Origin of the sequence: Acinetobacter sp. YH12140 (assembly GCF_013418475.1) — a bacterium.
In the GTDB taxonomy this organism is placed as follows: Bacteria; Pseudomonadota; Gammaproteobacteria; order Pseudomonadales; family Moraxellaceae; genus Acinetobacter; species Acinetobacter amyesii.
The window spans coordinates 265,971-287,074 of sequence record NZ_VPBZ01000005.1 but is presented as its reverse complement, the minus strand read 5'-3'; the positions used below and the strand labels follow the sequence as shown (position 1 = coordinate 287,074).

Annotated in this window: 22 protein-coding genes; 17 read left to right on the top strand and 5 right to left on the bottom strand. The window is 39.2% G+C overall.

The features are described from left to right. Positions 1-4 precede the first annotated feature (4 nt). The 15 genes from FTU75_RS18435 (at position 5) to FTU75_RS08290 (ending at position 15,623) form a co-directional block, all read left to right on the top strand. On the top strand, positions 5-3,562 hold the full coding sequence (locus tag FTU75_RS18435; protein WP_257223743.1) for a tape measure protein: 3,558 nt from the start codon (positions 5-7) through the stop codon (positions 3,560-3,562). Continuing rightward, positions 3,559-3,963: a hypothetical protein gene (locus FTU75_RS08355; RefSeq protein ID WP_180115690.1), complete on the top strand. Its 405-nt coding sequence runs from the start codon at positions 3,559-3,561 to the stop codon at positions 3,961-3,963. The genes FTU75_RS18435 and FTU75_RS08355 overlap by 4 nt, the downstream gene beginning before the upstream one ends. Beyond that, the gene (locus FTU75_RS08350; protein ID WP_180115689.1) at positions 3,963-5,933 is read left to right on the top strand and encodes a hypothetical protein; all 1,971 of its coding nucleotides are present in this window, start codon (positions 3,963-3,965) and stop codon (positions 5,931-5,933) included. The genes FTU75_RS08355 and FTU75_RS08350 overlap by 1 nt, the downstream gene beginning before the upstream one ends. A 9-nt stretch (positions 5,934-5,942) precedes the next feature. Next, the gene (locus FTU75_RS08345; RefSeq protein ID WP_180115688.1) at positions 5,943-7,559 is read left to right on the top strand and encodes a hypothetical protein; all 1,617 of its coding nucleotides are present in this window, start codon (positions 5,943-5,945) and stop codon (positions 7,557-7,559) included. 60 nt (positions 7,560-7,619) lie between these two features. Further along, entirely contained in the window at positions 7,620-8,840 is a 1,221-nt protein-coding gene (locus tag FTU75_RS08340) for a hypothetical protein (protein ID WP_257223742.1), read from the top strand. Then, positions 8,833-9,186, top strand: a complete 354-nt coding sequence (locus tag FTU75_RS08335) for a carboxypeptidase regulatory-like domain-containing protein (RefSeq protein WP_257223741.1) — start codon at positions 8,833-8,835, stop codon at positions 9,184-9,186. The genes FTU75_RS08340 and FTU75_RS08335 overlap by 8 nt, the downstream gene beginning before the upstream one ends. Next, complete coding sequence (locus FTU75_RS08330; RefSeq protein WP_180115685.1) at positions 9,183-9,578, top strand: hypothetical protein; 396 nt, start codon at positions 9,183-9,185, stop codon at positions 9,576-9,578. The genes FTU75_RS08335 and FTU75_RS08330 overlap by 4 nt, the downstream gene beginning before the upstream one ends. 13 nt (positions 9,579-9,591) lie before the next feature. Then, positions 9,592-11,610, top strand: a complete 2,019-nt coding sequence (locus tag FTU75_RS08325; RefSeq protein WP_180115684.1) for a hypothetical protein — start codon at positions 9,592-9,594, stop codon at positions 11,608-11,610. A gap of 286 nt (positions 11,611-11,896) precedes the next feature. After that, positions 11,897-12,283 carry a hypothetical protein gene (locus tag FTU75_RS08320; RefSeq protein WP_078190808.1) on the top strand — a complete coding sequence of 129 codons (387 nt, stop codon included), beginning with the start codon at positions 11,897-11,899 and terminating at the stop codon, positions 12,281-12,283. A 90-nt stretch (positions 12,284-12,373) separates the two neighbouring features. After that, a complete protein-coding gene (locus tag FTU75_RS08315) occupies positions 12,374-12,547 on the top strand; it encodes a hypothetical protein (RefSeq protein ID WP_180115528.1) in 174 nt (57 codons plus the stop codon). Positions 12,548-13,007: 460 nt separating this feature from the next. Next, positions 13,008-13,406 carry a hypothetical protein gene (locus FTU75_RS08310; RefSeq protein WP_180115683.1) on the top strand — a complete coding sequence of 133 codons (399 nt, stop codon included), beginning with the start codon at positions 13,008-13,010 and terminating at the stop codon, positions 13,404-13,406. 738 nt (positions 13,407-14,144) lie between these two features. Further along, positions 14,145-14,285 carry a hypothetical protein gene (locus FTU75_RS08305; protein ID WP_180115682.1) on the top strand — a complete coding sequence of 47 codons (141 nt, stop codon included), beginning with the start codon at positions 14,145-14,147 and terminating at the stop codon, positions 14,283-14,285. Positions 14,286-14,365: 80 nt separating this feature from the next. After that, complete coding sequence (locus FTU75_RS08300) at positions 14,366-14,953, top strand: N-acetylmuramidase family protein (protein ID WP_180089470.1); 588 nt, start codon at positions 14,366-14,368, stop codon at positions 14,951-14,953. A 79-nt stretch (positions 14,954-15,032) separates the two neighbouring features. Further along, a complete protein-coding gene (locus FTU75_RS08295) occupies positions 15,033-15,314 on the top strand; it encodes a type II toxin-antitoxin system RelE/ParE family toxin (RefSeq protein WP_120368046.1) in 282 nt (93 codons plus the stop codon). Positions 15,315-15,338: 24 nt separating this feature from the next. Continuing rightward, positions 15,339-15,623, top strand: a complete 285-nt coding sequence (locus FTU75_RS08290) for a HigA family addiction module antitoxin (RefSeq protein ID WP_180115681.1) — start codon at positions 15,339-15,341, stop codon at positions 15,621-15,623. A 34-nt stretch (positions 15,624-15,657) separates the two neighbouring features. On the opposite strand, the gene FTU75_RS08285 is transcribed toward FTU75_RS08290, so the two are convergent. Then, a complete protein-coding gene (locus FTU75_RS08285) occupies positions 15,658-16,767 on the bottom strand; it encodes a hypothetical protein (protein ID WP_180115680.1) in 1,110 nt (369 codons plus the stop codon). Next, positions 16,746-16,967, bottom strand: coding sequence for an excalibur calcium-binding domain-containing protein (locus tag FTU75_RS08280; protein ID WP_180115679.1), 222 nt, complete (start codon positions 16,965-16,967; stop codon positions 16,746-16,748). Before FTU75_RS08280 ends, FTU75_RS08285 begins: the two co-directional genes overlap by 22 nt. A gap of 187 nt (positions 16,968-17,154) precedes the next feature. Between FTU75_RS08280 and FTU75_RS08275 the strand changes: the two genes are divergently transcribed. Then, positions 17,155-17,814, top strand: a complete 660-nt coding sequence (locus FTU75_RS08275; protein WP_180115678.1) for a hypothetical protein — start codon at positions 17,155-17,157, stop codon at positions 17,812-17,814. A gap of 64 nt (positions 17,815-17,878) precedes the next feature. Here FTU75_RS08275 and FTU75_RS08270 read toward each other — a convergent pair whose 3' ends face one another. The 3 genes from FTU75_RS08270 to FTU75_RS08260 form a co-directional block, all read right to left on the bottom strand. Next, positions 17,879-18,829: a hypothetical protein gene (locus FTU75_RS08270; protein ID WP_180115677.1), complete on the bottom strand. Its 951-nt coding sequence runs from the start codon at positions 18,827-18,829 to the stop codon at positions 17,879-17,881. A gap of 2 nt (positions 18,830-18,831) precedes the next feature. Next, positions 18,832-19,509, bottom strand: a complete 678-nt coding sequence (locus FTU75_RS08265) for a hypothetical protein (protein ID WP_180115676.1) — start codon at positions 19,507-19,509, stop codon at positions 18,832-18,834. Between the two features lie 123 nt (positions 19,510-19,632). Then, positions 19,633-20,082, bottom strand: a complete 450-nt coding sequence (locus FTU75_RS08260; RefSeq protein ID WP_180115675.1) for an Arc family DNA-binding protein — start codon at positions 20,080-20,082, stop codon at positions 19,633-19,635. A 152-nt stretch (positions 20,083-20,234) separates the two neighbouring features. Between FTU75_RS08260 and FTU75_RS08255 the strand changes: the two genes are divergently transcribed. Beyond that, positions 20,235-21,038 carry a Bro-N domain-containing protein gene (locus FTU75_RS08255; RefSeq protein WP_257223740.1) on the top strand — a complete coding sequence of 268 codons (804 nt, stop codon included), beginning with the start codon at positions 20,235-20,237 and terminating at the stop codon, positions 21,036-21,038. Positions 21,039-21,104 lie beyond the last annotated feature (66 nt).

Genomic DNA, 21,104 nt, shown 5'->3' with positions numbered 1-21,104 from the left:
TGCCATGTCCGGTAAAAATCTTACTTTTAAATTAATCCTTGATGGTGATAGCAAAGGTTTGGTAGCTGCTGCAAAGCAGTCTGAAGATGTTACTAAGAAAGTATTCGAAACCATTAGAACAGAAGCAAAGAATGTTCAAGTGGATGCATTGGTTGGTGAGCTCAATAAAGCCACTAAAGAAATCGGTAACCTCGGCGATAAAAGTACAGTTAGCGCAAGTCAGCTTCGTGATATGTCGACGCAAAGCCAACAAATGATTGGAGCATTGAATACTGAGCTTGTAGTTGCCCAGGCCGAGCTTGTTGAACTATCACAAACAAAAGCTACGCCGTCAGATATTCAAAATGCCGTTAATCGCGTTGCTGACCTTAAAGCATCTATCCAAAGTGTTGAGGCTGCATTTGGTATTTATGAAGCAACTGCCACCGATGCAATGGTTGGTGTAGATAAAGCCGCAAATAAAACTATTTCTGAAGTTCAAAAATTTACGTCAGTAGATTTAACCAATATTGTTTCTGAAGCTCAGAGCGCCACTCGTGCAATTGACAGTATGGGGGATGGCGCAGTTGTTTCAACTAAAGAGGTGGAGCGAATTGGGCAGTTAGGTGTAACGGCAATTGATGCACTACAAAAAGAATTAACTGCGGCTAATGTGGCCTGGAAGGCTTTGGCGGATTCATCAGATGATGTTTCATTGGAAGAATTAACTACCGCGAAAACAAAGGTATTAGCTTTAGAGCAAGCGCTAGAATTAACTGAAGCATCGATGCATGACTTTAGCCAAGCTTCGCAACAAGCCATTCCTGTAGTTGATAATTTGGATCAATCACTTGGTCATGCAAATCAAGAGTTGAATGAAACTGAAACAGCATCTCAGCGCGTATCAAATGAAATACAAGGTTTAAAAACAGGCTTTACGGCGTTAACCGGTGCGCTTGCTGCTCTTGGTATTGGTACATCTGCGATGGAAATTGCTCAGACTGCCGATGAATATAAAAATCTATCTGGGCGTATAAATATTGCGATTGGTGAACATGGCAATCTGCAAAAAGCCATGGACGATGTTAAAAATACAGCTATTGCGACAAATTCAAATTTAACAGCTACGGGTGATTTGTATTCTCGATTAACTAAAATTGGTCAGGATATGAAATGGCCCCAAGAGCAGGCTTTAGCTCTTACTGAAACCATTAATAAAGCAATTCAGGTTGGAGGTGGATCAGCAGCATCCAATGAGGCTGCAATTACTCAGTTAAACCAAGCATTAGGTTCAGGCGTACTTCGTGGCGATGAGTTTAATTCAATGGTTGAACAATCACCTCGTTTAACACAAGCAATGGCTGATGGTCTTGGTGTGACTACTGGTCAATTGCGTGAAATGGCAAATGAAGGACAGCTTACTACTGATGTTGTTACTAAGGCCTTGCTGAGCCAATCGGAAAAGATTAGTTCCGAATATGCCAAATTCCCTGCAACGATAGGTGCTTCCATTGAAAACTTGAAAACAGCATGGACTGTGTATATTGGTGAAGCTGATGCAGCAACTGGAGCAAGTGAAAAAGTAGCCGGTGCAATCAAATATGTTGCAGAAAATTTAGATACCATTGTTTCTACATTGACTTTGGCTGGTCAAGCTTTCATTGCTTATAAGGCATTGAATATTGCAAGCGTGTTCCTTGATAAAGCAGCTGGCGTAAGAGCAGCATCAGCAGCAATTACACAGGAGACAACATCTGTAATTGCAAATACACAAGCTCAAATTGCGAATGCTGCAGCTACACGGGGTGCAGCAACTGCCAAAACCCAGCTTGCCACCAATTCAGCAGCTGCAGGCACATCGATGGCCGCTACTGGCGGATCAGTTATGACTCTCATTAGTCGACTTGGTGCTTTAGGTGTGGCTGTGACTGCTATAGGCGTATTGGTGGGTACTGTAGCGGTACCTATTGGCACAGCAATTGGCGAAGGTATTGCTAAGCTTCAAGGGTATGGTAAAGCATTTGAAGAACTTGAACGTCAAACTGCGTTAGAAACTGCCAGAGCAAAAGTATCAGCAGAAATTAAAGCGGAGCAGGCTGCTGCAGCTGAAAAGGCACGAGACAAAACCTATCAACTAACAGAAGAATCTAAAAAATTAGTTGCTGAATTTGATGAATTAATCAAAAAAGGTGAACCAATCAAAGAGGCTTTGGAAAAAATATCCAATGCTATGAAGTTTGATTCAACTAAAGGGATTAATGATTCGGTAACTGCGCTAATCGTTCTGCAAGAACAGGGAAAGATCACCAGTGAAGATCTTCAGTTAAGGCTTAGCCAGGCCTTGGATGGTAAGGATCTGTTGGTCTTTGAAACTAATGCTAAAGCTGCATTTGCAGGCACATCCAAAGAAGCAGAAAAAACAGCCGCATTAACTGAGGCAGTGATGAAAGCCTCTTTAGAGCGTACAGGTTTAAGCACCGAACAATTAAAAGGCAAATTTTCTGCAACATTTCAATCTGCTGCTAATGATGTTCAGATCATCATTGGTAACCTTGAACAGTACAAACAAAAGGGTATTGATACAGGCCTGGCATTATCCACAAATCTAAATAGAGCAATTGATACTGCACAGACACGTGCTGAATTGGATTATGCGAAAAGTAAATTAATTGAACTTGAAAAGCAAGGCTTAATTACTGGCGAGCAGGTTGCTCTTGGCTTAACTAAGATAGAGCAAAAAGCCAGACAATTGCTAGCAGCATTAAATCCAGTTCAAGCAGCCTTTAGTGCACTTGGGATACAAACTAAAGAGCAATTAAACGATGCTGCGACAAGTGCTCAGCGTAATTTTGATGTGGTGAGTAAAAGTGGTCAGGCTACAGCAGATGCCATTAAACAGGCTTATACGCAAATGCTCAATGCAACTATTGCTACAGGCGATAAAGCTCAGATTGCAATAGCACAAGCCAAAGCAGCTTCACTTGGCCTAGAAGTACAAATTGATTCATCAGGTAAAGCGTCAGTCAAAAGCTATGGTGAGCTTGAAGAAACCATTCACCGCGTGCGCCGTGCTTCAAGTAGCGCTGAAGATGGATTTCGCAACCTTGGCCAAACTGGTCGAGATGAAGCGGATTCAGTTAAAAGCGCGTGGGAAGAAGCCGTTAGTGCTGCTTCGAGTGGTATGCATGAGACTCGAAAAGGTACCAAAGGCAAGATGGCTAAAAATGCCGAGGATATCGAAGCTGAGCTTAAAGCCATGGGATATTCAGATGCGGCTGCTAAACAGTATGCAAAAGATATCTATGAAGGTACCAAAGGTGTGAATGGCTATAAATCATCAGGCTTCGGTTTCTTTGGTGGTTTAAGCAACGTAGAGCAAGTGAATCGAGAATTAGAGCGTATGCAGCAATATGCGCCTAATAATGTATCTACCAAAGCTAGTGGCTTAGGATCTTCATCAAAGAGTATTTCATATGAACTCAAACTAGGTAATGAAACAGTGCAACTAACAGGATCGCCTGAGAGTCAATCAAGCCTTGAGGCGATGCTTAAGCAGTTAGGTACATTGAGTAAATCAACATGAAAATAAAACGCATCTCAACATCAGAAACCGTCTCTATTGAAGACGGTTTTTTTTGGTCTGATGAATTTAGCTGGAAAGCCAAGGAGCAATCTTTGGAATATGCCATGGATGGCACGCCAATTATTCAGGAAGGCACCAAACTCTCAGGTCAGCCAATAACTTTGCAGCCGGCGGACAGTGGCATGGGGTGGGCTTCATTAGGTGTCGTCCGTAAGTTGCAAGCTTGGTCAGTGTTGAATGAAAAGTTTGAACTGCAATTTGAGTGGGCGCATGACACACGGAAGTTTAACGTGGTTTTTAATCATGTAGATGGTGCTTTAGAGGCAACACCGGTGAAAGGTATTCCACCAGTATCACTGGATGACCACATGAACTTAACGCTCAGATTTTGGAGTGAGTAATGCCAATTGAAACTAAAGATTTAGTGATCTATCACGCTGAGCGTGACACCGATAATAGCGATGGTGGTGGGAAATATAACGGTCAGATTGTGGCAGACGGATTAAGTAATAACTTGTTCAATGACATATCTGAACTGGATCGTACAGTTGGTGATGTATCGATGCGTAAGATCTTCCCAGCTGTCACGACCAATGACACAGATTTACTTATGGGTGCCACAGTATTCGTCTCAGAGCTTCCTAAGGATTCAAACGTATCAGCATTATTGTTCAGCACTGAATCATGGACCGACGAACGCCAGGCTGCACAAAACCGAGTTGAAAATTACTCAGCCAAAGGTGGCCAGACTGCCGGTACACCTCTAGACACACATTGGCAGGGTATGTCATCACTGCAAGTCATAATGTTTCCACAAGAAACGGAATCCAGTGTCGGTGACACGATTGTATTGATTTCTGATGAAGGCAAAGCGCTTCAATTTGAACAGTATGTGCGGATTACTAAGGTTGATACCCGCACGGCAGTGATGGTTGTTGATGGTAAACCAGTTGAATACAAAGTTGCTACTTACCAAATCAACGATCCGTTAGAGCGTGATTTTGTGGGTCTGTCGGCGCGTCAGTGGTATGCAGGTAATACACCGTCTAAAACTATTCTCCGCGATACGCTTGTAGCAGATACTGGTTTGTATTATTCATCGACTCAACTGGCATCTGATGCAAACGTGGGTGAATACACGGTTAATGCGGATTCAATGTTTACCCAACTGATACCATCTGCACAAAGTGAAACACCGATTATTGATGTCAATGCAGCAGGTGAAAGCGTTGTTTTAGTGCCAGGTAGTGATGGTTTGATCACTGTGAATTATCCATCGCAAGTCGTGAGTGAAAATCAGAACTTATATATTGGTTCTGCAGTCATGCCAAGTTCTGTGTCATTTACCATGCAAGGTCAATCTATTACTGACCAAGGTGGGCTCTTAAAGAACTCACTTGGTACACAAGTCGGTACGATCGACTATCAGCGAGGTCTAGTGAAATGGACCTCTGCTGCACCAACCGGCACCATGAGTTTAAACATTGCCTTTAAGCCGGCAGCCGCACCGAATCAGTATTACCAGAGTAGTGCCATACCAGTGACTCAAAACAATCAAAGTACTAACTGGTCGGGCGTATTGATTCCGATCCCTGCACCCGGTGCATTGTCTATTTCTTACATGGCTCAGGGTAAGTTTTACGAGCTCAAAGATGATGGCTCTGGTCAGCTAAAAGCGGCAAACAGTTCTTTTGGGTCGGGGATGATTAATTACGAGACAGGATCATGGCTTTTAACTGCAGGTGCATTGCCTGATGTGGATAGCGTGATTCTGCTGAATTGGGGTACACCGATTGTGACTTTTGTACGCTCAAATTTGAGTGTTGAAAAAGCTGCCTTTGAGTTTGATCTAGGTCATCTAGGGGTATTACCGGGCGTGACGATTAATTGGTTGCTTGAAGGGGAAGCCAAAACGGCAACATCCAATGCTCAAGGAAAATTTACTGGTGATGCTACGGGCTCAATTAATTATGCATTAGGCACAGGCAAGATCATCCCAAATAAGTTACCACAGAAATCGACAACTTTTAATGTGATCTATAACTTCGGTACTTCGATTACACAAACCAAGAATGATGTTATCCCGGACTCGAGTCAAAAGTTGGTATTCACAATTGGTACAGGTTCAGCCATTCAGCCGAATAGTGTTGAGTTAGAAATTCCTGTATCTACTGAGACAGGAAACTTTGCAACACATGTATTGCTAACGGATGTACCGGTAACCAGCACGCAGGGTAATTTAGTGAATAGTCGTGGTGTAGTTCAAGGTTCAATTAACTATTCAACTGGCTTATGCGAAGTCACACCACAAACCGTTTACAAGCAGTTTATTACCAAATTTGAAGCAGCTGTTACTTATGTTACCGCTTAGGGGATTTCTATGACTTTTTATAGTCCACAAACATCTAGTATTGTTGGTAGTGAGACCACTTTAAAAGCCTTTAATACTGTTGATGTGAAAGTAAAGTATCGCGATACCACGGGTTCAAATTCAACTACACATACGTTTACTGCAGACAAACTCAAAGTTGATTTGTCCTCAGGTTTTGATGAACAGATCCTTACGGGTTCTGCTCGCTTCAAGGTGGGGAGCGATACTTTTTTAGATCGTTCTGGTTTGCTGTATCGCAATGTGGATCCTGCCACTAATTCAGGTATTCAGTCAGGTTTGATTCAGTATGGTACAGGTGTTGTTGAAATTAATAGTTGGACGCCGAATGCCGACAACAGTATTCAATTGCAGTCCTTGACCACGACAACGGATCTACCACCAGTCAATAAGATTGCATTTCGCACACCGGTTATTCCACTTCGGGTACAGTCTTTAACTGTGGTTGTGGGCACGCTTAAACATGGTCAGCTCACTCTTACTGCCGATGAAAACGGGGTAATTGAGACATCACGTGCTCACGGTAAAGTGAATTGGGATAACGGTTTTGTGCAGATTTATTTCTATACCAAGACCGAAATCACAACTGCTAATCGTGCAGAGTTAGAAGCACATGAGTGGTATGATCCACTACTAGAATATGAAGAATCAGGTAAATCCTATATCAATGTGCCGGTATGGGTGGATGCTTCAAGCGTTCGCTATAACGCTATTGCTTACACTTATCTGCCGATTGATTCTGAGTTATTAGGTTTATCAGCAACACGTTTGCCGATCGATGGTCGTGTACCAATCTTCCGAGTTGGTGGCATTGGTATTGTCAGCTCAACTAAGTCACAGGAATTGCCGAGTGCAATTGCCGGTACGACATACGATTTAAGTGATCAGCGTATTGCATGGTGTGAACTTGAAGATGCAAACGGTGTAAAAGTGGGTTATGACTTGTACACCGTTGACTATGATTATGGTCGCGTGACGCTTGGTGGTGATTTTACGCTGGTGGACTTGGTTGAGCCATTAATAGCAAAATATCGTTATCAAGATATGGGACAGATCCGTGATGTTCAAATCAATGGCCAAGTCACTTTTACCAAGCCATTAACCCACAGCTACGATGCAGACAATACGATCGTTGGATCAGCATTGGTCATTAATGACATGCAGGCACGGTACACTCGAAAATTCGTGCAGCAGGCCTGGTCGAATCAATGGTTGGATGAGGCAACAGGCACGTTAATCAGTGCGAATTACAATGATGCGCTGTATCCGATTCAAGTCACGAACAAAGGTGCAATTCAAGAGCGTTGGTATTTGCAGTTTACTGATGCAACGAACTTTAAATGCGTGGGTGAATATACAGGTCAAATTGCGACAGGAAATGTTAATTCAGATTTCAGTCCGATGAATCCAACTACTGCAGCACCATATTTCACAATTAAGAAAGAAGGCTGGGCTAGTGGTTGGGCTAATGGCAATGTTCTTCGATTTAACACCATTGCTTGTAATTTTCCAGTCTGGGTGATTCGTACGGTGAAGCAGTCTGAGCCTACAGAAATATCTGATGCATTCCAGATCATGCTGCGCGGTGATATTGACCGTGTTGCTTAATAAATAAATTCAAATATGGCCGCTTTATGCGGTCTTTTTTATGAGTAAAAGAATATGGTGATGAAGCAAACACAAACTAAGTTATTTGATTTTTCTGATGTGGGATTAGATTTTTGTGCAGGGTCTAAAAACTTATTTCCTGATCGTTTTAAACGCATGTTGGCTCTGGGTTACAACTCACAAACAGTGGCAAGTGTTTCTGTAGCTGGCAATCAAGTGACGTTTAACTATGGAGTCTCCCATGGTTATGTCGCTGATCGTGTGTTGAAGGTTGGCTCTGGGCCTTTAGCGGCAATCCACGGTGGGGAGTTTGTAATTGATAGTGTTACCGCAACCTCGTTGACCGTCACAATTGACGATGCGCCAATTTCAATAGCAGGAGGATTTACAACAATTGTCGCGCCCTTGGGATGGGAGTTGGTTTATGAAAAGACAAATATTCAAGTTTATAAGTTTAAACAGCTTGATGAGTCAGATATTTATTTGCGCGTCTGTTTTCAAAATCAAAGTGCGCGGAGAAATTGCCTTAGTCCGTGCATTGGGAAGTCATTTGATCCAGCAACAGGGTTTATTATTGATTTAAATGCGATTGATGAAAATAAAGCAATTACGGTGCCTGATAATGGATTTAAATGGGAATTTCAAGTACATGCAAGTGCTATATATAACGACTATACATACGCGCAAGGCTATAGTACATATGGTAAAGGACAGGTAGTTGGGAGCCTATATCATCTTGCTTTTTTATCAAATACTGGTCCATTAGCAGGCTACGGATCTATAAATGCCATTTTACCCACACTTACTCATGATTATGATTCTTTAAGGTATCCGATATTGATTGGCTCCACTTATGGGTCGATAAGTGCCGGCAACAATGGAACAACACTGACATATGCTCAAGCTTTTATTGCCTCAACACCTGTTATTTTTCAAGTAACAAGTACAACTAGTGGGACAGCATCATATATAGATGCCTATCCACAAGCAATTAACTCTTTTCTGTCAACAGCTCTTGATGGCTTCAACACAACAACCGCAGAGCCAATTCCATTGTACATGCGCAACAATGGCCAATTTTTAGGAATGATTGCTGCTGGAGCTTATCGGCTAAAATATGCTGCAACCAATGCCCCGTCAATCACACCAACCTTAACCCCATCTTTAACTTCTGATATTGACTTAAATTCAAATATCCTTGTTCATTCACTGTCGGGAGGAAATTCAGCACAATATGCAGTTTTTTATGCATTTCCAATTGAGGAGATTAAAATTGCTTAAAATCTCTCGTGTATTTTGGGGTGGTTATACCCCTAACTACATTAAGCTGGCTGCAATGGGCTATAAGGTTATGCTGCTAACAAAGCCAATAATGACAATCAGTTCACCTGATCAGGGATTTGGTCTAATTAAAGGTGTAACCCAAAAAAAGGGTGTTATTTACCCAGGCGTTGAAGTTTCGGCATTTAAACGTAGTGATAAAACTCACTTGTGGACAGTACGATCTAAACAAGATGGTTCATTTGCATTTAGAAATATTGCAGCAGGACTTGAATGCTTTGTTGTGGGTTTAGATCCAGAGCAAAACTACAATGCCGTAATCTCTGACAAAGTGGTGGCGAAATGAGTGTAAATACCTCTCTGGAAGCTGGGCTTGCCGCAATTCAGGCACACGTAAATTTTCTCGATGGTGGTACTCAAAATGCCACCGTTGTCTTTTTTGACGATCTAAAACCTACAGATGTAACAGATCCCATAAATCAATCTGCGAAATTGGTAACATTAACTTTGCCTAAGCCATGTTTTAAGTCGATTGGAGTGGACTTTATCGAACTTCATCAAACTGATGCAGCTTTGGTTACTAAAGCAGGGGTAGCGACGTGGGCTCGTATTTATAGTGGTACTGGCAAAGTATATGTAGATCTTGAAGTTGGGACTCATATAACGTTAGCGAACCCAGATTTACCCCTTGGAAGTACTTTAATGATTAACAGCTTTAAGATCCGACCATCAATTTAATGAGGGGATTTATGTGTCTAATTACATCCCTCAGGATGCGCATCATGTAATTCTGAATTTCGAAGATTTAATCCCTGGTGATAGCAACCTTAATTTTGGTGATCAGGATCAGGTATCAGCGCAAATTGATTTCACAGTTAATGTTGGAATCTTGGCTGAAGTATTTGCACACCAATCTTCGTTTAATCAGATTGATGTAGTTACTAATACTGCAGTAAATATTGAAGTAACAGCACTGGTTGGCCAAATAGCCCAAGTTGATTTCATAGCGCTAACATCTGTTGATCCTGCACTCAATGTTGTGGGCATTGATCAATTAGGTACGATTGAGTTTATTGTGGATTGCGCTATTTCACCTGATGCACATTTCAAACTGAATATGAACCATCAGCTGGGTGTGAGCCTAGCGTTGATTAGTCTCTTTGAACAAGCAGCAACAAGATCTAGACCCCAAGACTATTCATGGTCAAAACCAATACTAAGAGTCTCAAATGAGGCTCTTTTTTTTGATAAGAGTTTAGTGGTCTCAAGCATTTCAAATGTTGAATTTAATGAGGCGACATTGCTGAGCAAAGCGGTACGCATACTGCATGAGCAAGCAATTGGTTTAAGTGCTGATGTGCAGATGGTCTGGGAGCAAGGCGTGGCGCGCTTTATTCACCAACGTTATGTACATCAGGACACAATCAAGCTGCGACACAACCGCGAATCAAAATGGCAAGAAATGATTCGCAGACGTAAGCAATTCACATATTTACATGAAGTGGCTGAGCAATTTGAAAAACTCTTTTCGTTTGAATGGGATAAAGGCTTAGAGATTATTACGAAGAACGAATTGCCTTGGGATAAAGCCAAATCCATTCATTATCGCAAGCATCCGGTTCAGCCTTGGCCAAAGCCTGAATTACCCAAATATGTGGGCGATGGAAATCTCAACTTCATTTGTTCATGCACTGAAGTAGATGCTCACAATGTCATTTTAAATTTTGGTGCGGATGATTGTATCCCAGCACTACCAAAGAAAAACTGGTGGTATATCGTGAATGATTTAAGTGCGGAACGCTTAGATAATGGTGAGCCGATTAAAGTGATTAGCGGTACATACAACTGTAGCCGTAGTACATGGTGTTGGTCTTATTCAATTACCGTGGCACATACGGAGAAAGAAAAACTACAGCCAATCAATGATCAGCCGATGATTTTGAAATTGATGATCAATGGTTTTGAACATCATGTGTTACTTGAGTCTGAAACAGAGACAATTAAGTTTGCAAATAAATCATATACCTATGATGGTCGAAGTATCACAGCACTCAATGCAGCGGATTACGCAGCTAAACGATCATTCATTCAAGACAATGAGCGAACGTCTGTACAGCTCGTGCAAGCAGAAATTGATCGAGCACAATCTGGTACCGAGCTGGACTGGAAGTTGATTGATGACGTCGGCTGGATCGTGCCGGTTGAGAGTCTGAGCTATGCCGAACTTGCACCAATGGACGCGATTAAACAAGTGGTCGAGGCTGGTGGTGGTTTCATCTTTAGCCAAAAATCAGGCAATACGCTTTCAATTTTACCGCGCTATAAAAAAGGCTATTGGGACGCAATGACTGTGGATGACTACGATATCCTCATTTCACAGAGTTTCGTGATTCAACAAGTCATTGAACAAAACAAGGATTACATAGCCGACTTCAATGCCATTAATGTCCTGAATAGTCGAAGTGGTGACAGCCTGACTGTGAAACAGCGCAATACTGCAGGTGATGTTCCTCTTGAAGCTGTGAGTGGTCCAATGTTTGATGTCGTGTCAGGTGCAAGCTTTGGCAAGATGGAGTTAATCAAAGCCAATATTCAAGAATTCCACACCTTGTCAGGTTTACCGGTCTCTCAAGAAATTGGAGAAATGCTGCCGGGTAAAACCGTGGCATTCCACGGACAGTGGTGGGGAGTCATTGATTCTGTAAGTGGTTCATTTAGTCATGGCAAAGTGACGGAATCCATCAAAGTGGAGCGCATCCATCGTGACTAATCCTTTATTTGAACTTCGTAAACTGTTGAATCCAACTCATACAGAATTAATTGGAATAATTACTTCTGCACGCCATCCTGAATATCGTGTTCAAGTGGATGGAGGATCTGGACCAGTACTTTGTACTAGCGGGACAGCCTACAACATAGGGCAACGTGTGTTCATTTCAAATCAACAAATTTTACGGCCAGCACCATCAGGTCAACACAGTCAGATAGAAGTCTGAATCATTTAAACAATGGCACCGAAAGGTGCTTTTTTTATGCCTAAAAATTAGGGGAATTTAATGGAGCCTGTCTCTACAAGTGGTTTCGCAGCTTTTTTAAAATTTTACGGTGCTGCAGTTGCAGTCACATTGGCCATCTGCTTGGTTGCAACAGTCGTCATTATGATGCGTCTACCGCGTTCACCACAGGAATGGGCTGTTGGCTTAATTTGTACTGTGGTATCCAGCCTTACAGGCGGTGCATTTATTATCGTGAAATGGGGCTTACATGAATGGGTAACTGATATATGGGGAATGATTGCCCTAGGTGGTTTCTTCTTTATCTGTGGTTTACCCGGTTGGGCTATCGTGCGTTGGACATTTAACTTCATCAATAAACAGGAAGGTAAGACGATTATTGAAGTTGTGAAAGAGCTGAAAGATGCGAGAAATGATCTTAGAAAATAATCAAAAATTTTAAAAAGTAAAAAGCCAAGAACTGCAATTCTTGGCTTTTTTTATTTCCAAAACTTTAATAAAAGGATCAGAAAAATATTCATGTCAGATAATTTTAACACCAAACCCGATATCAGCATAGAGGGAAAAATGAGCGAAAAAGATATAGGAAAAGTAGCCATCATTATGGCGTGGGGTAAGTCTATTTCACTGGTGGTTGGTAGTCTTACAGGCGCAATAGTCGCCATAACAGCATTAATGAAATGGTTTGTGTGATATGGCAGTATGGCGATTTATAGCAATTCTTTTCACGATCATTGTCTGTACATTTATTTCGAGAATGTGAATCGGCTACTGAGAGGTTGGTTTTATTACATACGCACCGAAAGGTGCTTTTTTTATGCCTAAAGCAAAAAACCCAGTGTTAGAGCACTGAGGTCTTTTGATTCCAACCCACAACGCAGACTTGAGGATCAGAACATATATGAATCTTAACCTAGATTTAAAGGTTGATAAAGCAGTGAATAAAATTTCTGAAAGCAAAACGCTAAGGATTTGGACATACATAATTGCTTGTTTTGTGGTATTTGGCCTAATTGTATGGCAGACCGCACCAATATTGAATGCAATTGCAACACTTGTTGAAGTCCTGAAATAAAAGTCAGACTTCAAGTGGTGGTTTCTTTTTGCCCACAATATTAGTATCTTGTTCTAAATTATAAATTGGGGGTTGGGTGTGAAATCCAAACTATTTGTTTTTATAACCTTATTTTCTTACTCAATAGCTCATGCTGATTTAATAGATAAACATACTAAAGTGCTTAAAGAGGGAGCGTACTACCCAGAACCAATAACAACCAATTCTGATGTAGAGAGCGATCCAGGATTAAAAAACAAAATATGTTCTGCGGTTTTTAGATTTGCGGAAAACTCCTTTAAAGCAAGACAAAGTGGTGCTAGCGCAGAGGAAATGTTCTCTGTAATTAGTGAGAAGGATGAGCCTTCAGTAAAAAAAGCTATGCAATCAATAATTGTTGATAGTTTCAAATACCCAATAATTATGTATAGCGAAGATGGGTTAATTTCTGCCGCATCTGAGTATGCAAGCCAGTTTTACATCGACTGCATGGATTAACTTTAAACGATACAAAAAACCGCCCATTGAGGTGGTTTTTTTATGCCTGAATTTTAGGAAATAGTTCCACATTTAAGTGTGAGCTTGGGCCGATATAGTGGCCTAGAAAAGCAAAAAGCCCATGACGGCAATCACGGGCTTTTTAAATCTCAACCCACCGACAAAAGTAAGAGGAGAAACATTTCGTATGGATGATGTTATCAAATTGGCTAATTTCTGTCTAATGGAGTTAAGGAAAATGTCAGCATGGCGATTTATAGCAATTATTTTCACGATCATTGTCTGTACATATATTTGGAGAATGTAAATCGGCTCTGATAGTCCATTTCTATTACATAAGCACCGAAAGGTGCTTTTTTTATGCCTAAAGAAAAACCCCAGTGTTAGAGCACTGGGTTTTTTTTCATATCAACCCAAAGGAAAGGAGACATGATCAATCTATGTTCGAATATTCTAAACCAATAGTGGAGCTTATAAAAGTGCCTATTGAAAAACATGGATTATGGCAAACTATTTTTGCCTTCTTGGTATTATTTTCCATTCCAATTCTATTATGGAAATTGCCTGAAATTATTTTAGCTATCAAATCTTAAACCGACTTCTTTTAGAGGTCGGTTTTTTATTGTCAGTGTATGCGTCATAAGGCGCTTTTTTATACCCAAAGAAAACCCCGATGAGGCAAACATCAGGGTTTTGTTTTTCCCCAATCCACAGAGCGAGAAAAGAGGAAAAGGATGTATGCCTGAAAGTATAACAGTGATTATTAAATTTGTAGAGGCAATCATGGATAAATATGGTTTCTGGAAGGTAACACTCATCATCATATTAATGATACTGGCATGGAAATCCCCTGAATTGGTATCAGCAATCAAAGCTTAAGCCGACCCAATACAAGGTCGGTTTTTTATTGTCAGTGTATGCGTCATAAGGCGCTTTTTTTATGCCTAAAGGAAAGTGAAATGAGTAAAAAATTAACAACAGCACAAATTGCAACCCAAGCAAAATTGCTAGGGGTTGAAACTGCAGCATTGCGGGCTGTGATAGAAGTTGAATGTAAAGGATCAGGCTTTAATGCTGACAACACACCAGTGATTCTATTTGAGCGTCATGTGATGCGGCAGCGCTTGATTGCCAATGGCCAAGCAAAGACAGTAGAACTTATGATGGTCAAGCGACCGGATCTATGCAGTAAAAGTACAGGTGGATATGGTCTGTATTCAGCTCAACACGGTCGCTTAAATGCTGCAGCACAATATCATCGGGCTTCAGCCTTAGAGTCGGCGAGTTGGGGGATTGGGCAGGTCATGGGCTATCACTGGAAGGCTTTAGGATATGCATCTCTACAAGCATTTATAAATGCCATGTATAAAGATGAAGCCTCGCAACTTGATGCCATGTGTCGATACATTCAAGTGAATGGCCTAGTCAATGCATTAAAAAATAAAGATTGGAAAGCCTTTGCACGTGGCTATAACGGGGTCGCATACGCTAAAAACTCTTATGATGTGAAACTGGCCAATGCTTACAAAAAGTGGTCGGTTCAATAAACCTCATTTTAGATTTCTATACATATTTTCCAATTTGTTGTATATTGTATATATACGCTATACGAATGGATGCTGAAGCTTGATTAAGAGTTTTAAACATAAAGGTCTTCAGGCTTTCTTCCAAACTGGTACAACAGCAGGTATTCAAGCAGCACATTCTTCTAAATTACGTTTAATACTTGCTGCATTGCATGCTGCATCTACAGTGAATGATCTAAGAACACCGCCCAATTGGCGCTTACATAAGCTGAATGGGAATTTGCAAGAACAATGGTCGTTAACTGTAAATGGTAATTGGCGGGTTATTTTTAAATTTGAAGATGGTGATGTCTACATCGTGGATTATCTGGACTATCACTAGGCTTTCAGCTCAGGAGTACTAATCATGAATATGATGTTTAATGCACCTCATCCAGGGGAAATGCTTCGCGAGTATATTGGTGAAACCCCAGTGACTGAAGCTGCTCTTGCATTAGGTGTAACGCGGGCAAATCTATCTCGTATTTTGAATGGCCATACAGGTATTTCTGCAGACATGGCTATCCGTTTAAGTGAGGCTTTGGAAACTTCACCAGAGTTTTGGTTGAATTTGCAGATGCAGCATGATTTATGGATTGCGAGTCAGCGTCAGCGACCTGTCATTAAGAAATTGGTTCAGGATTTTGTATAAGAAAAGCGCCGTGTGGCGCTCTACCGTGATAAAACTACTTTGTAAGATCAATATTCATATAGTTAAGATCGACTTTAAAGTTTTTCTGAATGTAGTCTAGATAGGGTTTCTCATTATCTTTTAAGGGGTATTGCCCAACTATATAAAGTTTTACTTTCTTCGCAGGATCTAGTCGATGTGCATATTGAATAATTTGACCTAAAGCTTGTCGTATGCATACAGCAGCATAGGCATCGGATTTAACCTCATAAAGGGTGATAGTATCATTATAAGTTAGCGTTAAATCTACGTAATTTTTTTCACTAGCAACACAACTTTCCCCATATTCAGCTATGAGCATATTACGCAATTTATTCTGTATTTTATTGTGGGTTTGCTTGGCAATATAAGACGATGCTCCTGAACGTTCTTGATCATCTGTACTCTTTTTCCCTTGATCTTGTTGGGTCTCACTTATACCGTTCGGTTTTTTCTTTTGTGGGCGAAACTTACCCCAAAGATCAACCATAAATTCATGAGTGTTTAGCTCTAGTGGTTTATTCTCTATAAGTACTTTTTGAATAGCTGATACAGTCGTTTTATTATTTACAGACAAGCCATAGTGGGTACCGATTTCTTTTAAAACTTCTCGTTGGAAAATAGGAATGAGTCTTTCATTAGAATAGAGGTAAGCAACTTTCCACTTAAAAATATCAGGAATAGGGATAGCATCAATTTGTGAAAAATTTCCAGTTAAAGAATAATTAATGATATCGATTAAATGCTTCTTGATCTCTGAAAATGCTACATTTCTGTTATTTCCGTATTTTTTATTCCATGTGTAAAGCTCATCATTTGCATATCCATCTAATGGATCTGAATTTTTTCGTTTGTAGATGCCAAACATTCTAGATCCAAACAAGCCACTAATAGAACCTAATTCAATAGTTCTATTTTCAACCCACTGTGTAAATGTGGCACGGTTCTGTATATCGACGTATTGGTCAAGAGATATTGCTTCAACCTTTTCTAAAGGCCAATGCTCCAGAAAATCATTTAAAATATTTTGGTAGCTACTCATGGAGTTCTCATTAGTTATTAAGTTGGTCAATTCTTTAAAGTGATAATTTAAAGTCGGTATGTTTATCTTTTCTTCTTCGGGCACTTCTTCCCATTTCCACCCGGCAGGCAATCACAGGCCTGGCCATCACCGTCGCGGTCTAGACCTTTCCAGCCTGTTTGTCCTGATTTCTTTCTTTGCTCATACCATTTTTGTGCTTGCTGTTGCGTAGAAAAGTCAGCGCACTTTTTTGCATAAACTTGGATTGAAGTGAACCCCAGAGCGAAAATAAGTAAAAATTTCATAAATTATTTTAAAGTCAAAGCATTAGCCGAAGTCTAGCAACTCTCAGCTTGTTTGCTCAATGAATCTAGTTAGAAAGTCGTATAAAAGTGAATTTGGTTGACAAATCCGAGTTTGAGTCCTAAAAGTTGGTTGACAAATTTTAAAAATAGTCCTAAATCAAACTTTTATTTTATAAAAAACATAGTCATGGAAATATTATTAAAAATTGGTGGGGTATTGGCTGTTCTCGTTGTGCCAATTATATTGGCATTTTTAAATAATAGATTAGCTCACCTAAAGCATTCCAAAGAAAGTAAGGCCGAAGCGTTAAAGCTGGCAGATGAATTTGAATCCTCAGGATTAGAAAAGCGTTCGACTTTGTATAAAGATAGGCTAGCTAAATCACTTTTTAATAATGAAGCTCTTACATATAGTGAGGCTAAATTCTTTACCAAGTATGAAAATGCAGATCTGTGGGTAGGCGAATACGTAAAAGTAAGGAATAGGCTGAAACGTGAAAGGGATGCTGACGGGAGTTTAAAAGAGTTTAAAACTAGGGCTAAGTGGTACACGATTGTGCTAGCACTTTTTGGGTATATCGCTTTTGCTTTTGTAGGATTGATCCCTTTTTATAAAGCCCAGAAGTATATGGATTGGATCATAAGTTACTATGACAAAGGGATGCTTTTAAGTATTTTTGTCATAGTTGGATTACATGCTATTTGTTTAGCTGCTGCAATTTTATGTCTTAAGTATGTTGAGAGGTGTGCTGATGCAGGTATTTTCATGAATGACTTTTATAAGTATGCTTTTAGGGTTGAGAATATTGAAGAACAGGATATTGGTGAAATAGATAAGGTTACATAGATTATAATTCCAATACGTCCTAAACTAGTAGAAGAAAGCGCCTAATGGCACTTTTTTTCTCCAATTATTGTTGATTCAATTGATATTGATTCTTTCGCAATTCAATGATTTGTTCATCCAATGCTTTTAAATTTTTGTTTATTTTCTCATTTAATTCTGTATTTTCTTTCTTTAAAGTATCATTTTCTTTTTGAATTTTAACTAATTTATCATTAATTTTTTTATAAGATTCGGAATCAGATTTGTTAAACAACAAAAACATTAGACCCGCTGATAGTAGGATACAACTTACAGTTGTTATAAATTCAGCGGTTTTATAAATAATAGTATCTTTATTCTTATTTAGAAAAAGAAAAAATAAAGATATAAAACCAATAATACATAACCAAAAAGACAGCATAAAAATAATAGATTGCATTACATTTTCTGCTTTTGTGAAAATATTAACATTCACTGAAACAAATGTAAAAAAAGCAGCAAATAAAGCGATAGTACCTAGTACTGAGTTTCGAGTTTCTTTTAATTCTTCTTTGGTTTCAATTTTATGTCCATCGATATCCTTAAGGGCTTTATCTAAAGAGGTATTAAGTGATTTTAGAGCTGTATTTTGCTTTTTTAGCAAGGCTTTCTCTATACCATCAGCCTTGCTTTCAAGAATTGCTTCTAAATTTCGTAATTTTTCAAATTCATTATTTTGAAAACCAAAATGCATTGTTGGTGTTTTATTGTTTTTTTGTGAGTTAGTTGAAGATGATTTTGTATCATTTGTAATTGCTGCTGTTGCAGTAGAAAAAGGGCCTTGTGAATTAATATTAGGAGTAGTTTGAGATATAGGAGGCTGTTCAAACGTATTGGTAGATTTTTTTTTATAATTTAATTCTTCAATGGTTGGGATTGAAAAAGTGGTTGTATTATTAGATTTTATTGAGGTAATTGAAGATTTAGAAGATGGATATATAACTTCTCCATCCTCTAATTTTTTTGTTTGAGATTTTCTGATTTCTTTATCGGACATTATTATTCACTAAGCATTTGAATATAATTTTGAATATAACTATTAGGGATGTTCTGAACAAAAGTATTTAAATCACTAAGTGTAATAATGTCAGTATCGTCAGGTAAAGTGTTGAAATCTTGAGTAATCAATATAATGTTGTCTTCATTGCCAGTTGAGAAATTTCTTTGTTTAGCAACTTCTATTTGGTAAACATCATTATAGGTTATATCTCCAATTTCAGTTTTAATAACAAAACGAATTAGGGGTTCACACAAGTTGGTTTCATCAATTTTTAAAAATTTCTCTCTAACTACCGAATCTGGATTCGGATGCTTAAGAATATGTCTTGTTACATAGCCAACACGAATAATTTCGACTTTTTCTTGCTGAAAAAGTTCCATAATTGCTATTAATATATCGTTGAATACTTGTACTGAGTTTTGATGACTGTATTTGAAATTAATATCACATCTAACACCAGATACAGTTAGGTTAAAGCTTTGGTCTGATGATGAGATTTGGCATCGCGGAATTTCTGCTGGAACATCATTAGGTATTGGAAATATAAATGTTTGTAAATCTAACTTATTGTTTGTGAAAATAGTTTTTTTTCTTAAATGAACTGAAAATTCATCGAATTTAAAGTTTACAGGTGGATTTGCAAAAAAGAAGGCAAATTGCAGATCTGAAAGGGTCATTTTTTGTTCCATACTTTAAAGACTTTTACAAACTAGTAGTAAGAAAAGAGAATGAGTTACTTTAACTAGGTTTGGTATTAGATTTCAATCCTAATAAAGACCAAAATGCTAAGATTTATAAACTTATTTATCGCTAACTACATAATGATCTTCCACAACGAGCCAACCTAAACCTTTCTTACCATTATCAACGATGTTTAGATGATTATTGCCTTGAGCGACAATTACATCTTTAGTTAGAAATTGAAGAGCTTTCCAGATGGATGAGCGGCTTAAAGTTTCAAGTGCAAGCTCAATATCAACCTTCAAATTACTCAGTGATTGGGTGTAGTCCAAATCTAGTGTATTCAGTAGCTTCCCGTAAATCACACGCTTCTTCCCATCATGTAATGGGATAATTCTTATATCAGCTTGGGAATTGGTGATACTTGATGATGCTACAAAACTTTCTTCCAGCCTCGCCACAATATCAGCATTCATCGAGCGATTCAGCTCTTTAGCAGATTCTGCAATTTTATCTTTTAGTTCTTGAGGTAAGCGTAAATTGTATGCAACACCTAAATGTTTACCCATGACTTCATCCTGAAAAAATTCAGTTGACATGGTATCAAGTGGACATATATATTTGCAATATGTCCAGTGGACATTATTTTAAATAAAAAAATACCCCGAACATTCTTGGCGGAAGACGGGGTATTTACCAACACCAGATGAAGGATATTGATATGACTAGTTTATCACTTTGTTTTAGGGATACAACTCTCGATGTAATTATGCATGACCAAAAGCCATGGATTAGCTCGCGTCAACTTGGTCAAATGTTAGGTTATGCGCGAGAAGATGCAGTTAATAAAGTATTTGAAAGAAAGGCAGATGAATTTTCTAATGGAATGACCTGTAACGTCAAAATGACGTTACAGGGTCAAACACGTGAAGTTAGAGTCTTTTCTTTGCGCGGTTGTCATTTGATCGCTATGTTTGCAAAAACACCAGTAGCTAAAGAATTCCGCAAATGGGTGCTCGACGTACTGGACAAAGAATCACTACAGCAACAAATCGAAACTCGAGTAAAAATCAACGCAGAGCAACAAGCTGAACTTAAAGAAATCGTCGATCGACGTGCGCAAGGTGAACGTAGACTTCATGCAGAAATGTGGTCACGTCATAACAAACACTTCCGTATCACTCGTTATAGCGATCTATTGGCCATCCATTTCCAAGATGCTGTGAATTATCTAGAAACTCTAGAAGTTAAGTCAAAAGGGAGTATCTATATAGATGAAAAACAATCCCTAGAAATGCTCTGCGTACATGCTCGCTTCTTTCAAGCGTGGTGGTCCACACATAGCCCAGCATTGGCCAAACTCAATCCATTACTGGTGAGCATGCTCAACGACAATATGTTCTCTATGAGCAGTGCTATTTCAGACGTGAGTAAAAAATGCGGATTCAAAATGCCACATTATGATTACGACCACATGTTTGAACTTCAGACACTACCGCATGCCAGATATAGATTGCTCAAGTAAAAATAGACCGCCTTCGGGCGGTTTTTTATTAAAATATGAGAATTTTAACGAGTAAAAATAAAACAT

Bases quoted from the DNA above. Each gene is read 5' to 3' on its own strand.
- FTU75_RS08265 (WP_180115676.1), bottom strand. From the start codon at position 19,509: ATGACCCTTTCAGATCTGCAATTTGCCTTCTTTTTTGCAAATCCACCT.
- FTU75_RS08320 (WP_078190808.1), top strand. From the start codon at position 11,897: ATGGAGCCTGTCTCTACAAGTGGTTTCGCAGCTTTTTTAAAATTTTAC.
- FTU75_RS18435 (WP_257223743.1), top strand. From the start codon at position 5: ATGTCCGGTAAAAATCTTACTTTTAAATTAATCCTTGATGGTGATAGC.
- FTU75_RS08255 (WP_257223740.1), top strand. From the start codon at position 20,235: ATGACTAGTTTATCACTTTGTTTTAGGGATACAACTCTCGATGTAATT.
- FTU75_RS08330 (WP_180115685.1), top strand. From the start codon at position 9,183: ATGAGTGTAAATACCTCTCTGGAAGCTGGGCTTGCCGCAATTCAGGCA.
- FTU75_RS08270 (WP_180115677.1), bottom strand. From the start codon at position 18,829: ATGTCCGATAAAGAAATCAGAAAATCTCAAACAAAAAAATTAGAGGAT.
- FTU75_RS08300 (WP_180089470.1), top strand. From the start codon at position 14,366: ATGAGTAAAAAATTAACAACAGCACAAATTGCAACCCAAGCAAAATTG.
- FTU75_RS08290 (WP_180115681.1), top strand. From the start codon at position 15,339: ATGAATATGATGTTTAATGCACCTCATCCAGGGGAAATGCTTCGCGAG.
- FTU75_RS08350 (WP_180115689.1), top strand. From the start codon at position 3,963: ATGCCAATTGAAACTAAAGATTTAGTGATCTATCACGCTGAGCGTGAC.
- FTU75_RS08340 (WP_257223742.1), top strand. From the start codon at position 7,620: ATGAAGCAAACACAAACTAAGTTATTTGATTTTTCTGATGTGGGATTA.
- FTU75_RS08355 (WP_180115690.1), top strand. From the start codon at position 3,559: ATGAAAATAAAACGCATCTCAACATCAGAAACCGTCTCTATTGAAGAC.
- FTU75_RS08305 (WP_180115682.1), top strand. From the start codon at position 14,145: ATGCCTGAAAGTATAACAGTGATTATTAAATTTGTAGAGGCAATCATG.
- FTU75_RS08345 (WP_180115688.1), top strand. From the start codon at position 5,943: ATGACTTTTTATAGTCCACAAACATCTAGTATTGTTGGTAGTGAGACC.
- FTU75_RS08280 (WP_180115679.1), bottom strand. From the start codon at position 16,967: ATGAAATTTTTACTTATTTTCGCTCTGGGGTTCACTTCAATCCAAGTT.
- FTU75_RS08275 (WP_180115678.1), top strand. From the start codon at position 17,155: ATGGAAATATTATTAAAAATTGGTGGGGTATTGGCTGTTCTCGTTGTG.
- FTU75_RS08315 (WP_180115528.1), top strand. From the start codon at position 12,374: ATGTCAGATAATTTTAACACCAAACCCGATATCAGCATAGAGGGAAAA.
- FTU75_RS08260 (WP_180115675.1), bottom strand. From the start codon at position 20,082: ATGGGTAAACATTTAGGTGTTGCATACAATTTACGCTTACCTCAAGAA.